Source organism: Arthrobacter sp. ISL-48, from assembly GCF_018613805.1.
In the GTDB taxonomy this organism is placed as follows: Bacteria; Actinomycetota; Actinomycetes; order Actinomycetales; family Micrococcaceae; genus Arthrobacter.
This window is the reverse complement of record NZ_JAGGPL010000014.1, coordinates 26,018-39,864: the sequence shown is the minus strand read 5'-3', so window position 1 is coordinate 39,864 and position 13,847 is coordinate 26,018. Positions and strand designations below refer to the sequence as shown.

At 65.5% G+C, this 13,847-nt stretch carries 9 protein-coding genes, 1 tRNA gene and 1 pseudogene; 5 read left to right on the top strand and 6 right to left on the bottom strand.

Annotated features, from left to right (window positions below; translation table 11 throughout):
- The first annotated feature begins 60 nt into the window (after nt 1-60).
- A pseudogene (locus J7E83_RS14020) lies at nt 61-2,337 on the top strand (prolyl oligopeptidase family protein).
- Between the two features lie 64 nt (nt 2,338-2,401).
- On the opposite strand, the gene J7E83_RS14015 reads toward J7E83_RS14020, so the two are convergent.
- From J7E83_RS14015 to J7E83_RS13995, 5 genes are all read right to left on the bottom strand, one after another.
- A complete protein-coding gene (locus tag J7E83_RS14015) occupies nt 2,402-3,523 on the bottom strand; it encodes an FAD-binding oxidoreductase (protein WP_214963109.1) in 1,122 nt (373 codons plus the stop codon).
- 63 nt (nt 3,524-3,586) lie between these two features.
- Nucleotides 3,587-4,630, bottom strand: a complete 1,044-nt coding sequence (locus J7E83_RS14010; RefSeq protein ID WP_214963108.1) for a Gfo/Idh/MocA family oxidoreductase — start codon at nt 4,628-4,630, stop codon at nt 3,587-3,589.
- Complete coding sequence (locus tag J7E83_RS14005; protein ID WP_285289353.1) at nt 4,630-5,406, bottom strand: amino acid ABC transporter ATP-binding protein; 777 nt, start codon at nt 5,404-5,406, stop codon at nt 4,630-4,632. Before J7E83_RS14005 ends, J7E83_RS14010 begins: the two co-directional genes overlap by 1 nt.
- Complete coding sequence (locus J7E83_RS14000; RefSeq protein ID WP_214963107.1) at nt 5,403-6,191, bottom strand: amino acid ABC transporter permease; 789 nt, start codon at nt 6,189-6,191, stop codon at nt 5,403-5,405. Before J7E83_RS14000 ends, J7E83_RS14005 begins: the two co-directional genes overlap by 4 nt.
- Before the next feature lie 91 nt (nt 6,192-6,282).
- A complete protein-coding gene (locus J7E83_RS13995; protein WP_214963106.1) occupies nt 6,283-7,149 on the bottom strand; it encodes an ABC transporter substrate-binding protein in 867 nt (288 codons plus the stop codon).
- Between the two features lie 178 nt (nt 7,150-7,327).
- On the opposite strand from J7E83_RS13995, the gene J7E83_RS13990 reads away from it, so the two are divergent.
- The 3 genes from J7E83_RS13990 (at nt 7,328) to J7E83_RS13980 (ending at nt 10,155) form a co-directional block, all read left to right on the top strand.
- Nucleotides 7,328-8,410: a LacI family DNA-binding transcriptional regulator gene (locus J7E83_RS13990; protein ID WP_214963105.1), complete on the top strand. Its 1,083-nt coding sequence runs from the start codon at nt 7,328-7,330 to the stop codon at nt 8,408-8,410.
- Nucleotides 8,411-8,483: 73 nt separating this feature from the next.
- A tRNA-Ser gene (locus J7E83_RS13985) sits at nt 8,484-8,571 on the top strand.
- Between the two features lie 105 nt (nt 8,572-8,676).
- Nucleotides 8,677-10,155 (top strand): MFS transporter, encoded by a 1,479-nt coding sequence (locus tag J7E83_RS13980; RefSeq protein WP_214963104.1) that lies wholly within the window; start codon nt 8,677-8,679, stop codon nt 10,153-10,155.
- Here J7E83_RS13980 and J7E83_RS13975 read toward each other — a convergent pair.
- Nucleotides 10,079-12,268, bottom strand: coding sequence for an ATP-dependent DNA helicase RecQ (locus tag J7E83_RS13975; protein WP_214963102.1), 2,190 nt, complete (start codon nt 12,266-12,268; stop codon nt 10,079-10,081). The two genes, J7E83_RS13980 and J7E83_RS13975, sit on opposite strands and share 77 nt — an antisense overlap.
- A gap of 160 nt (nt 12,269-12,428) precedes the next feature.
- Here J7E83_RS13975 and J7E83_RS13970 point away from each other — a divergent pair, with 160 nt between their 5' ends.
- On the top strand, nt 12,429-13,847 hold the full coding sequence (locus J7E83_RS13970) for a phosphomannomutase/phosphoglucomutase (protein ID WP_214963100.1): 1,419 nt from the start codon (nt 12,429-12,431) through the stop codon (nt 13,845-13,847).

Sequence of the window (13,847 nt, the reverse complement as noted above, 5' to 3'; positions counted from 1 at the left end):
CGGCAGGAGCCTTGCACGTTTGACTTGCTACCTGTGCGCAGATGTTGTTTGGATGGGCGGATGACCACCACTGCAGCTGATCCAGCGTCCGCATCCGGTTCTCCCTCCTCCGCGGCTTCTTCCCCTGTTTCGTCCCCTGCGGGGGTGGCCCCCGAGCCCACCGATGAGAACGTCTGGCTCGAGGACATTTATGGTGAGGAGCAGCTGGCCTGGGTACGGGAGCAGAACGCCCGCACTGAGGACCTCCTGGAGGACGCGGACTACGCAGGCCTCGAGGGAAGCATTCTTGAGGTGCTTGACTCCACCGACCGGATCGCGATGGTGGGCAAGCGCGGCGACTGGTACTACAACTTCTGGAAGGACCGGCAGAACCCCAAGGGGCTGTGGCGCCGCACCACCTGGGACAGCTACTGCACGGAAGCCCCCGAATGGGATGTCCTGCTGGATGTGGACGCGCTCGCGGCCGCCGAGGGCGAAGAGTGGGTGTTCCACGGGGCCACCTTCCTCCGCCCGGCGGCCGGCGAAACGTACCGGCTGGCGCTCCTGGCCCTCTCCCCCGACGGCGGCGACGCGAACCGCTACCGCGAGTTCGACGTCGCGACCCGCACTTTCGTTGACCCCGCTGCCGGCGGCTTTGACCTGCCGACGGCCAAGGGCAACGTCTCGTGGCTGGACACGGACACGCTGCTGGTCGCCTCCACCGCTGAGGACCTCCCCCGGACAGCGTCTTCCTACGCGCGGACGGCAGTGACCCTTCGGCGCGGTCAAACCCTGGGTCAGGCGACGCGGCTGTTCGAGGTGGCCGAGGACCACATGATGGCCGTGGTGGCGCACGACTCGACCCCCGGTTTCGAGCGCACTTTTGCCGTGGACTACATCGACTTCTACAACCGGAGCACCTTCGTTCAGCGGGACGGTTCGTAGGTTGAGATTGACGCCCCAACGGACGTGAACCTGAGCGCCCACCGCGGCTGGCTCCTCTTCAGGCCGCAGCGTGACTGGGCGCTTGGCGACACAACGTACCCGGCAGGTTCCCTGCTGGCGGCCGGATTCGAGGACTACCTCGCCGGATCACGCGAGCTCTCAGTCCTGTTCACTCCGGACGCACACACGTCGCTGCAGTCCTGGAGCTGGACCCGGAATTTCCTGCTGCTCAACCTGCTCCGGGATGTCTCGTCCGAGCTCCGCGTCCTTGACCCTTCGCGGCCAGGTGTTTCCGGCGAGGGCGCGTGGGCCTCCTCGCTCCTGGACGCCTGCCCGCCGCTGCACGACGTGAACGCCTATGCCGTGGACGACGAAGACGAAAGCCCGGACGACGGCGGTGCCGGCGACGATTTCTGGCTCGTCGCCACCGGCTTCACGACGCCCAGCACGCTGATGCGTGGAACCCTTAAGCGGGGAACAGCGGAAGGGAACGCTGTGGGGATGGCAGGCGTGGTGAGCAGCCACGCGGCGGTGAAGGCGTCGCCGTCGTTCTTTGACGACGGCAAGTATGAGGTGCAGCAGCACTTCGCCGTCTCCGCCGACGGTACCCGGGTTCCCTACTTCCAGGTGGCGTCCCGCGACCTGGTCCTGGACGGCCAGAACCCGACGCAGCTCTCCGGCTATGGCGGCTTCGAGATTTCCAGGCCACCTGCCTACAGCGGAACGGTGGGCAGGGCCTGGCTGGAACGGCGGACGGCGGAATCGGCCGGCGCCGAGGGTGCGGCCCCGCACTCCCGCGGGGGCGTCTACGTGGTAGCCAACATCCGCGGTGGCGGCGAGTACGGGCCGTCATGGCACCGGGCCGCCCTGAAGGAGAACCGGCACCGGGCGTACCAGGATTTCGCAGCGGTAGCCCGGCACCTTATTTCCCGCGGTGTGACGTCGCGTGAGCGGCTCGGCTGCGTGGGCGGCTCCAACGGCGGGCTGCTGGTGGGCAACATGCTCACGCAGTATCCGGAACTGTTCGGTGCCGTGTCGTGCGGTGTCCCGCTGCTGGACATGCGGCGCTATACGAAGCTTTCAGCCGGACACTCATGGATTGCCGAGTACGGCGACCCTGACGTGCCTGGGGAGTGGGAGTTTATCAGGACGTTCTCGCCGTACCACCTGCTGAAGGACGGCGTGGAATACCCGGAGACGTTCATCTGGACAGCCACTTCCGATGACAGGGTGGGCCCCGTCCAGGCCCGGAAGATGGCAGCGAGAATGCAGGCGATGGGCATCCCGAATGTCTGGTATCACGAAGCACTCGAGGGCGGTCATGCCGGGGCTTCGGACAACAGGCAGACGGCCGCGCTGCAGGCCCGCAGCCAGCACTTCCTGTGGAGGACGCTGGCGGGCGGGGCTGCCTAGGTTCCTCCTCCTCCCGGTGCGGTCAGGGCCCGACCACGAGGTGGCGGGCCCTGCCGCTTTTTGGCTAGGAGAATCGCCCGGGCCGGAAGGTCGCCAGCATCGGATGCTTGTTTCCGGTCAGGATCTCGCCGCTGAGCAGTTCGCCGGCGATGAGTCCCAGCGTTGCCCCCGAGTGGGTGAAGGCCACGAAGCAGCCTGGCACCTGGCCGGTTTCGCCGAGGACGGGTTCGCCGTCGCCGGGGATGGGCTTGTAGCCGATTTTCCAGGACGCGGGCTTGAGGTCCGGATTGCCGGCGATGAGCCTGGAGGCTTCATCGGCCAGTTCCTGGACCACGGCGTCGGGGATATCGAACGAGCCGTCTGCGTGTTCGGTGATGTGGTCTTCATACCAGTCGTGGTCCAGGGCAAAAGTGCTTCCCGGGTTGGGGCGGATCGCCGCCCGCGGGGTGTTCAGCACCGCTTTGACGTCGTGCTCGACCGGTTTGGTGACCACCAGCATGGAAACAGGGGAAGCGTTGGGGATTTCGACGCCGAGCGGCGCCACGACGGCGGGCGTTGCGGCCCCGCAGGCGACCAGGACCGCGTCGGCGTCGTAGGTGTCGCCCGCTGCCGTATCCACACCAGCGGCGCGGCCGCCGTCGACCACCACGGAGGCCTTGCCGGCGTTCAGCACGAGCTGCCCCCCGAGTGCGTGGAATTCCTCCATCAGGAAATCCACGAGGTCCGGCAGGCTGACCCAGCCTTCGCCAGGGTTGAAGATGGCGTTGTCCGGCACTGCCGTTGCATCGATACCGGGGGTTGCGGCTGCGATTTCCGCCGGAGCCAGCAGCTTGGAGTCATAGCCGACCGACTTCTCGTAGGCGTGCCGGGCCGCCGTTGCGTCCTGCTGGCCGGCGGGGTTCCACATGAGCCCGCCGCCGAACTGCAGCCACTCACGGGCGGGGTCTGTTGCGAACAGCGTGCGGTAGCGGTCCACGCCGGCGAGGCGCAGCTGATGGTACGGAGTGGACCTCTCGCCCGCAGAATTGAGCCAGGACAATGAACGGCCCGAAGCCTCGCTGGCGAGGCCTCGTTCGGTCAGCAGGGTCACGGCCGCGCCCTCCCGTAGCAGGTGGACGGCGGTGGAAACCCCCAGGATGCCGCCTCCGATGATAGCGACGCGTTTGGCTGGAGTGATGGAGGACATGGTTCTCCCCTTCTCTGATACTTGGTGCGCTTTGGGCGCAGGTTCATTGATGTTGTTTGCGGGCTACGCGAAGGCGTGGATCTTTTCGATGACCTTGAGGACTTCCAGGGATTCGGCCGGCGCAACGGGCAGCGACCCCTCCCCTCGCAGGGCTGTGGCCAGCTCGTTGTAGAACGTGGGATATGCGCCCTTTTCGGCCGGAACGGGCTCAGTGGCTCCGTCGATCCCGAGGACCCCCCAAGACTCCTGGGAATCGACTCCGTAGGCCGGATCCGACGGCGACATGCCAGCCACGAGGGCCGGTTCCTGGCTGTCGAGGCCCCACTTTGTATAACCGGCCCTGGAACCGAGCACGTGGAACCGCGGGCCAACCTGGGCCGCCATCCCGTTCATCCACAGCCTGGACCGGACCCCTGATTCATGGAGCAGGGACACGAAGGCCTCGGTTTCGGCGCCGTCCGGATGGGGCCCGTGGTTGGCCGTCTCCCCGTAGCTTTCCTCCACCGCTCCGAACAGCCGGACTGCCTGGTCGATCAGGTGTGCTCCGAGGTCGTGAAGGATGCCTCCACCTTCCGCCAGGGTTGCTGTGTCGCGCCAGTTGCCGAATCCCTCGGGGCGCCACCATTCAAACCGCGACTCGAAGGTGCGGATCTCGCCGAGGGCTCCCCCCTGCACGAGCTTCTGGAGGGTCAGGAAGTCGGCGTCCCAGCGGCGGTTCTGGAATACCGTCAGCTGCACGCCGGCGTCGGTTGCCCGGGTGAGGAGCTCTTGACCGTGCGCCGACGCCGTGACAAACGGCTTGTCAACCACCACGTGGAGGCCATGGGAAATGGCCGTTGCCGCGAGATCGAAGTGGGTGAGCGGAGGCGTACCCAGGATGAGGAGGTCAAGGTCTGTGGCCAGGGCGAACAGCGCCTCCGGCGTCGGGACCACCCGCGCCTTCGGGTAACGCCGGGCAGCTTCGGCGGCTCGCTCCGGATCCGCGGTCACGATGACGTCCAGCGAGTAGTCCGGATCGGCCTCAATGAGGGGGGCGTGGAAGACGCCGCCCGAGATGCCGAACCCGACCAGGCCCGTGCGGATGGGTCCGCGACTCGCCTGCGACATCACAGCACCTCCGACAGGAAGCGCTGGAGACGTTCGCTTTTCGGGTGATCGAACAGTTCGCTGGGCGTGCCGGCCTCTACCACTTCACCCTCGTCCATGAAGACCACCTGGTCCGCGACTTTGCGGGCGAAGCCCATCTCATGAGTGACCACGAGCATCGTCATACCGCGCTTGCCGAGGCCTGCCATGAGGCTCAGCACGCCCTTGACGAGCTCTGGATCCAGGGCGCTGGTGGCTTCGTCGAAGAGCATGACTTCGGGTTCCATGGCCAGGGCGCGTGCGATGGCGACCCGCTGCTGCTGGCCTCCGGAGAGGTCCCGCGGCCGGTGGTCAGCCCGCTCCACGAGTCCGACCTCGGCGAGGCGCCGCCGGGCACGTTCCCGTGCCTCAGCCTTGGGCATTCCCTTGACGCTCCAGAGAGCCAGCGCCACGTTCTCAAGTGCCGTGTGGTCCGGGAAGAGGTTGAAGTGCTGGAACACCATCCCGATTCGGCTTCGGAGGATGTCCGGCTTGACCTCCAGCGTGCTTTCGCCGGCGAGCAGCACGTCCCCGCTCTTGGGTTCGTGCAGCCGGTTGACGCCGCGCAGCAGGGTGGATTTGCCCGAACCGGAAGGGCCGATGATGCAGGTGGTGGTTCCGGGGGCCACCGTGAGGCTGACGTTGCGGAGAACCTCGATATCGCCGTAGGCCATGGTCAGGTTCTTCAGCTCCAGGCTGGAGCCGTGAAAGGTTTGGCTTTCAGCGGTGGTTTTCCCAGTGCTGCTTGCGAGGCTCATGTGTTGCTCCCGGTGATCAGCGGCGAGGCCGCGTCGAGTTCCTTGACTTCATTCAGGCCGCTGCTCGGGGCCGAGGGACGCCGCTTTCCGGTGCGGAAGCGGTTGTCGAAATAGTTGACCAGGTGGGTCAGGGGAACCGTGATCACCAGGTAGAAGAGCCCTGCCATGACCAGCGGTGAGAGGTTTCCGGAGAGCACGGCGGCATCCTGGCCCACCCGGAAGAGCTCACGCTCGCTGACCAGAAGGCCCAGGAAGTAGACGAGGGACGAGTCCTTGACGATGGCGATGAACTGGTTCACGAGAGCGGGCAGGACCCGGCGGATACCCTGCGGCACCACCACCAGGGCCATGGACTTGGCGTAGCTCATGCCCAGCGCACGGCAGGCTTCCCCTTGGCCCTTGTCCACGCTTTGGATGCCGGCCCGGAAGATTTCCCCGATGTATGCGCTTGCGATCAGGCTCAGCGCGATGATTCCGAGCGGATAAGGGGAAGGCCCGAAGATTGACTGGCTCAGCCGGGCGAAGCCCTGACCGATCAGCAGGATGGTGAGGATGGCAGGAAGGCCGCGGAAGAGGTCCGTGTAGATCCTGGCCGGGATACGGAGCCATCTGGACGGCGAAATGCCCATGATCGCTACGATCATGCCCAGCGCGAGACCGATGGCCGTGGCGGCGACGGAGATGATCAGAGTGTTTAGGAGCCCTACTCCCAGGAGTTGGGGCATGACTTCGGCCATTGCGCCGAAATCGAAGAAGGTGCGGATGATGGTATCGAACCAGTCCATGGTTACTCTCAGACGTAGTTTGCTTGTGAGTGCCGGGCGGGCCGCTCGCTGCGGCCCGCCCGTTCAGAGGCCAGTTGGCAAAGCCTGTGGCCTATTTGCTGGGGGTGGGGGCAGCTGTCCGCTCGGCCTTGGGCAGGTACTGCTCGGGCATCGGGGAGCCGGGGAACCACTTCTGGTACAGCTTCTTCCAGGTGCCGTCTTCCATTGCCGCTGCCAGGCCCTTGTTCAAGGCATCTTTGAAGGCGGTCTTGCCCTTCGCCACAGCGAACCCGGCGGGAGCATCAAAGGACGGAATATCGGCAGCACTGACCAGGCCGAACTGCTCCTGGTACGCTTTGGCGGCCTCGTAGTCCAGGAAGTGAGCATCCACGGCGCCGCTGTTGACGGCGGAAATCGCGGTGTTGTTGTCCGGGAAACGCACAAGGCTCGCCGACGTGAAGTTCTTGACGGCATAGGCTTCCTGCAGGGTTCCCTGCACGACGCCGAGACGCTTTCCGGCGAGGCCGTCCGCGTTGTTGATGCCCGAAGTCTTCGTGGTGATGACCGTCAGGTATCCGGCCAGGTACCCGTCAGAGAAGTCCACGGTCTGCTTGCGCTTGTCTGTGATGCCGATGGCGGCGACGCCGGCGTCGAACTGGCCGTTCGCCACCGCGGCCAGCAGACCGGAGAAGTCCTGACCGGTGAAGACCACGTTGTCCACTCCGGCGCGGTGGGCGACGTCCTTGAAGAGCTCAACGTCGAAGCCCGTGAAGTTTCCCTGGGCGTCGGCGAAGGTGTAGGGCTTCGAGTCACCGAGGCTGGCCACCCTGATGGTGCCCGGCTGGATCAGGCCGTAGGGGTTATCGGCTGTCGAGGAGGACGAGGCCGGAGTGGACCCGCCACACCCCGAAAGGGCCAGGACAGTTGCCACAGCGGCCGCAACAATGGCCCCGGGGCGGAATTTCGGTCGAGTAGTCACAGCGTTTTTCCAATCATGGGAAGCAGGAGCGGCCCTTGGGGCCGATTGAATCGGATTATCAAAATCCCTTGCTGAGTCCGGTCTCAACCCTTACGATTGAGACCGGACTCACATTGGGGTTGCTAGAAATGTAACCCATGCCACACGGGCCGTCAAGGGCCCCTTTCGGAAGGCCGACATGAGCAGTAATGGTTCAAGGCGCCGCGACATCACTGTCGCCGACGTCGCAAAGGCCGCCCAGGTATCAAAAGCCCAGGCGGCGAGGGCGCTGGGAAACTATGGCGCCGTCAGCCAGGATGTCCGCGAACGTGTGCTGGCCGCAGCGGAGGAACTCGATTACCGCCCCAACGAACTCGCCCGAAGCATGAACACGGGCAAATCCCACACCATAGGGGTGGTGGTGGGTGACATCGAAAACCCCCACTTCGGCCTCGCCACAAGGGGCATCACCGATATTGCCAAGAAGAGTGGATTCCACGTCATCCTGATCAACACGGACGAAGAAACAGCCGCGGAGGTCGAAGCGGTTCGCGTGCTTTTGGACAAGCGCGTGGACGGCCTCATCGTGGCTCCGGCGTCGTCGCTGGAAACCCAACACCTGCAACAGGTCCGCGAGTCCGGACGTCCCTTGGTCCTGCTGGACCGCAAAGCCGGAGGACTGGACGTCGTGACCATCGCCGTGGACATGGCAGACATCTCCTACGAGTCAACGCGGTATCTCCTTGAATCCGGGCACCGGCGGATCGCCTTCGTCTCAACCCTTAAGACGGATGAGCCTTATGAGGCCGGCATGGAACTCGACTCGTCGCAGATCTCCGAGCGCCTTGACGGAATGCGTAGGGCTTTCGAGGAGGAGGGCCTTCGACACCCCGCAGACCTGGTCCGACTCAACGCGGGGGATGCGGAATCCATTCGCAAGACCACCCGGGAACTGCTGCAGTGCTCCGATGCTGCGACAGCCATCATCGCCTCCGACGGCCTCATCGCCCTCAGTGTTGTGGAAGCCATCCAGGAACTCGGCCTGTCCATCCCTGGTGATGTCTCGTTCCTGATGTACGACGACTTCGCCTGGACCCGCCTCACCACACCGCCCCTGACGGTCATTGCCCAGCCTGTTTATGAGATGGGCATGGCCGCTGCCACCGCCTTGATCCGGCAGATTGAAGGCCGAAAGGCACCCACGGCCACAGAGCCACTCGATGCCAGGCTGGTCCGCAGGGGGTCTGTTTCCGCACCCCGCGCCGTGGAGATCTTCAACTAGCCTCCGGGCCCTGAAGCCGTTTTGCGCTGCATGCCCCGTTCTGCGTATCCTTGGTGGGCTAGGAATAGCAATTGGAGACGTGCCAGAGCGGCCGAATGGGCTTCACTGCTAATGAAGTGTGGGGCACAACTCCACCGGGGGTTCAAATCCCCCCGTCTCCGCGTTTGGCCCCGGTCCTGGACCGGGGCCTTTTGCGTTTGCCGGTAGGCGTGTCCGCGGTCCGGACAGGGAACGCCCGCCTTACGCCCCGGTGGCAGGATAGAGGGATGGCGGCAAGCAACGCGGTAGACGCGCACCATGGGATGCAGGCGTGGAACCCCCGCCTGGCGCTGCTGGTGGCGGCCACGTTCTTCATGGAATTCCTGGACGGCACCGTCCTGACCACCGCGATTCCAAGTATCGCCGGAGATTTTCGCGTACCTGCCGCGGACGTCAACATCACCATGACGGCGTATCTCATGACAGTGGCCATGGGCATTCCGCTCAGCGGCTGGCTTGCGGAACGACTGGGCGCCCGGCGGGTTTTCTGCCTGGCTATTGCCCTGTTCACCGTTGCCTCGCTGGGCTGTGCCTTGAGCCAGGACCTCACCACGCTGACACTCAGCCGGATCCTCCAGGGGGCTGGCGGGGCAATGATGGTGCCGGTGGGCACCTTGGTGGTGCTCCGCGGAACACCCAAGTCAGACCTTCTGCGCGCTACCGCATTCCTGGTCTGGCCTGGCCTGCTGGCCCCGGTGTTGGCTCCCCTGGTGGGCGGGGCATTGACCACGTACTTGTCCTGGCACTGGATCTTCCTCATCAACCTGCCGCTGGGCCTGGCAGCGTTCATCGCGGCCTTGCGGCTGGTGCCCGCCGCCGCCGGCGACAGCGGCCGCCGGCTGGATTGGCTGGGACTGGTCCTTACTACCGCGGGAGTGGGCGCCCTGGTGGTGGGCATGGAGCTGGCCTCCGGCCATTATGAGGCGCCGTGGGCCGCCGTATCCGCAGCCGCCGGGGCGGCCGCACTCGCGGGCGCGGCCTTGTGGATGAGGCGGGCAACGAACCCGCTCTTCGATCTCACCGTTTTTGCCACCCGGACGTTCCGCGCCATGGCCACCGGCGGATTCGTGTACCGCCTGACCATCAGCTCCGTGCCCTTCCTCCTTCCCCTGATGTTCCAGGCAGGCTTCGGCTGGACACCCCTGCATGCCGGCATCATGGTGGCCGCAGTCTTTATCGGCAATATCGGCATCAAGCCCGCAACCACACCGCTGATCAGGCGGTTCGGGTTCAAGGCGATGCTGGTGTTCGCTTCTTTGGCCTCAGCGGTGACCTTCGCGCTGTGCTCGCTGCTGACTGCGGACACCCCGGAGCCCGTCACGTTTGCCCTGCTGGTGTGCAGCGGCGCGTTCCGGTCCATTGGCTTTTCTTCCTATGCCTCGGTGCAGTACGCGGACATCGTCCCGGCCCAGCTCACGTCGGCCAACACCGTGTCCGCAACACTGGTACAGCTCGCCACGGGTACGGGCATCGCCGTGGCAGCACTGCTGATCCGCGTTTTCGAGGGACTGGCCGTATTTGCTCAGGATTCCGCCGGTCCATTCCGGGGGGCGTTCCTGGCCATGGCCGTCCTCATGTTGTTCAGTACGGCAGACAGCCTGACACTGCACCGGCATGACGGAGCAGAGGTCAGCCGGCCTGGCCAAGCACCAGCGGAAGGACAGCCCCCGCCCCCGCCTGCCGCAGGGCGCGCCCGGCGACGGTGACTGTCCAGCGGCTGTCCACGAGATCGTCGATCAGCATCACGCCCTGACCACGAAGGGGTGCAAGGGCGGCCTCAAGCTCCGGACCAATTACCAGCCGGTCCCACACTCCGGCCAGCCGGTATGCGCTGTTGCCGCCGCGGTTTCCCGTGGGTCCCCCGTGGCCCAGCTGAAGCTGCCCGAGGTACGGGATCCGGCCTATCTCCGAGATTCCCTCTGCGAGGGTCCGGACCAGTTCAGGCTTGCTTCGTGAGGGAATGCTGACGATGGCCGCCGGCCTGCCGGCACCGCTCCATCCGGGGCTACGACCGTCTCCGGTTGCCCACTCGCGCAACACCTGAACGCAGGCCTGGAGCATGCCTGGGGCGACCGGACGGTCCGGAGCGCCTGCTGCGAACAGCTCCCGCAGGGCACCGCCCCAGCCAAGGTCTGTAAGCCGGGCCAGGACACGGCCGTCCACAACGCCTTCGTCAGGCTTGATTTTGCCTTTGACCGGGACCCCCAGACGGTCCATGCCGCTGGGCCACTGCAGGCGTGCCTCAAGGACTCCGCCCGCGCGGCTGAGGGTCTGACCCGCTGCCGCCGTTGCGTCCGCCGCGATGTCGGCCGCAAACCAGCGGCCCGCGCAGTTGTCGCAACGGCCGCAGGCGTGTGCTGTCTCATCATCCAGGACGGAGGTGATGTACTCCATCCGGCAACCGGCGGTGTCCTGGTAGATCACCATTGAGTCCTGCTCGTCCACCCGGGCCTCGGCGATCCGTCGGTAGCGTTCGGCATCGTAGAACCACGGCTGGCCGGTGGAACGCCACCCGCCGCCGACCCGCTCCACAGCGCCATCCACGGCGAGGACCTTCAGCAGCAGCTCCAGCGGCGTGCGCCGGAGGTCCACCCGCGCCTCCAGTGCCACGGTCGAAACGGCTGTTCCGGCTTCGGCCAATGCCGTCAGGACGGCGGTGGCCTTCTCCTCGGACGGCATCGACGCCGTGGCAAAGTACTGCCAGATATCCCGGTCCTCCGAACCAGGCAGGAGCAGGACATCCGCATCCGCAGCACCGCGGCCTGCACGGCCGACCTGCTGATAGTACGCAACCGGCGAGGAGGGCGCGCCGAGGTGGACCACGAAACCGAGGTCCGGCTTGTCGAAGCCCATGCCCAGGGCAGAAGTGGCCACGAGGGCCTTGACCTGGTTGTCTTTGAGTAGCTGCTCTGCCCGTTCCCGGTCAGCGGGGTCGGTCCTTCCGGTATAGGCCAGGACGTGATGGCCAGCCTCCGCGAGAAGCCGCGCTGTGTCTTCCGCAGCTGAGACCGTGAGGGTGTAGATGATGCCGCTGCCGGGCAGATCGGCCAGATGCGTCAGGAGCCAACCCAGCCGCTCCCGTGAATCGGGGAGTGTCAGGACCCCGAGGCGCAATGAGTCGCGGCCCAGTGCCCCGCGGATGGTCAGGACTCCGGCGCCCAACTGTTCCTCGATGTCGTGGACTACCCGGGAATTCGCGGTTGCCGTGGTGGCCAGGACGGGGACTGTCCCGGGCAGTTGCGTGATCAGGTCCGCGATCCTGCGGTAGTCCGGCCGGAAATCGTGGCCCCAGTCGGAAATGCAGTGTGCCTCGTCAACCACCAGGAGCCCTGTGCGGCGGATAAGCTCCGGCAGCTGGTTCTCCCGGAACGAGGGGTTGGTGAGCCGCTCGGGCGATACCAGCAGCACGTCAACTTCATCGGCCGCGAGCTGTTCACGCACGGTGTCCCACTCCAGCTGGTTGGCCGAGTTGATGGCGACGGCCCGTACCCCCGCGCGGGCGGCCGCAGCCACCTGGTCCCGCATCAGGGCGAGCAGCGGCGAGACGATGAGCGTGGGGCCGGCGCCCCGGCGTCTGAGCAGCAGTGACGCCACAAAGTAGACCGCCGACTTCCCCCAGCCGGTGCGCTGGACAACCAAAGCGCGCCTGCCGCCGTCGACCAGTGCCTCGATCGCCTCAAACTGGCCGTCATGGAACTCCGCTGCCGGATGCCCAACGAGCTCGCGGAGAACCTCTAGGGCCTGGATTCGCGTGGGGGAAGCTGACGGTTCCGGTGCCGGACTTGCGGGCGAAAGGAGGGCGTTCTGGTTATCGACCATTGATTCAGTATCCCAGCCACCGCTGACACCCAAAAGCCGTATCCCTCCTATGTGGATTGTTCGGCACCCAGTTCTGCCGATGTGAGGCGCCTGACCCTTCCGGGCCGGGGCAGGACTTTTCCTCAACAGCCATCCCAGGCTTCCACGTAAGATAAGACCCGTGACTAGCGAACAGACGAAGACATTTGATCTCTCGGCATCCTTCAAGGCCTACGACGTCCGGGGAATTGTTGGTGATTCCATCACTGCTGAGATCGTCGAAGCAGTAGGAGCCGCGTTCGTAGACGTGCTGCAGCTCGAAGGCCAGACCGTCCTGGTGGGCGGCGACATGCGCCCGTCCTCCCCTGAGTTCAGCAAGGCCTTCGCTGATGGAGCCGCCACCCGCGGGGCCAACGTCGAGCTCCTTGACCTGATCTCCACCGATGAGCTCTATTTCGCCTGCGGCTCCCTCAACGCTGCCGGGGCCACGTTCACTGCCAGTCACAACCCCGCCGAATACAACGGCATCAAGATGTCCAAGGCCGGCGCGCAGCCCATCTCGTCCGAATCCGGACTCAAGGAGATTCAGGCCCTCGCCGAGGAGTACCTCAATGCCGGATCCATCCCCGCAGCTGCCACCCGCGGCCTGATCAGCGTCCGCGATGTACTGAAGGACTACGCCGAGTACCTGCGCACGCTCGTGGACCTCTCCGGCTCCCGCCCGCTGAAGGTAGTAGTGGATGCTGGCAACGGGATGGCCGGCCTCACCACTCCGGCGGTCCTGGGCGATACCCTGCTGCCCAAACTGCCGTTCGAGATCACCCCCCTGTACTTCGAGTTGGACGGCTCGTTCCCCAACCACCCCGCCAACCCGTTGGAACCCGAGAACCTCCGCGACCTGCAGGCCGCCGTCATCAAGCAGGGCGCAGACATCGGCCTGGCGTTCGACGGCGATGCTGACCGCTGCTTCGTCATCGACGAAAAAGGAGAGACCGTCTCGCCGTCGGCCATCACCGGCATGGTGGCGCGCCGCGAGATCGCCCGCGCCCAGGCGCAAGGTGAGGCAACCCCCACAATCATCCACAACCTGCTCACCTCCCGGGCGGTGCCGGAACTTGTGGAGCACGACGGCGGACGCGCCGTCCGTACACGCGTCGGCCACTCGTTCATCAAGGCAGTCATGGCCGAGGAAGGTGCAGTGTTCGGCGGCGAGCACTCGGCACACTTCTATTTCCGCGACTTCTGGAACGCCGACACGGGAATGCTGGCGGCCATGCACGTACTGGCGGCCCTCGGCGAACAGGATGGCCCGCTCTCCGAACTGGGCCGCGAGTACGAGCCCTACGTGTCCTCGGGGGAAATCAACTCCGAGATTGAAGACAAGGCCGCGGCGGTGGAACGTGTCCGCGCCGATTTCGCCGCTGAAGACATCACGATCGACACCATGGACGGCAGCACCTTCACGGCAAATGACGGCAGCTACTGGTTCAACCTGCGCCCGTCCAACACCGAGCCGTTCCTGCGCCTGAACGCGGAAGCCACTGACCGGGCGACCATGGAACGCGTACGGGACCGCGTCCTGTCGCTTGTCCGGGGCTAA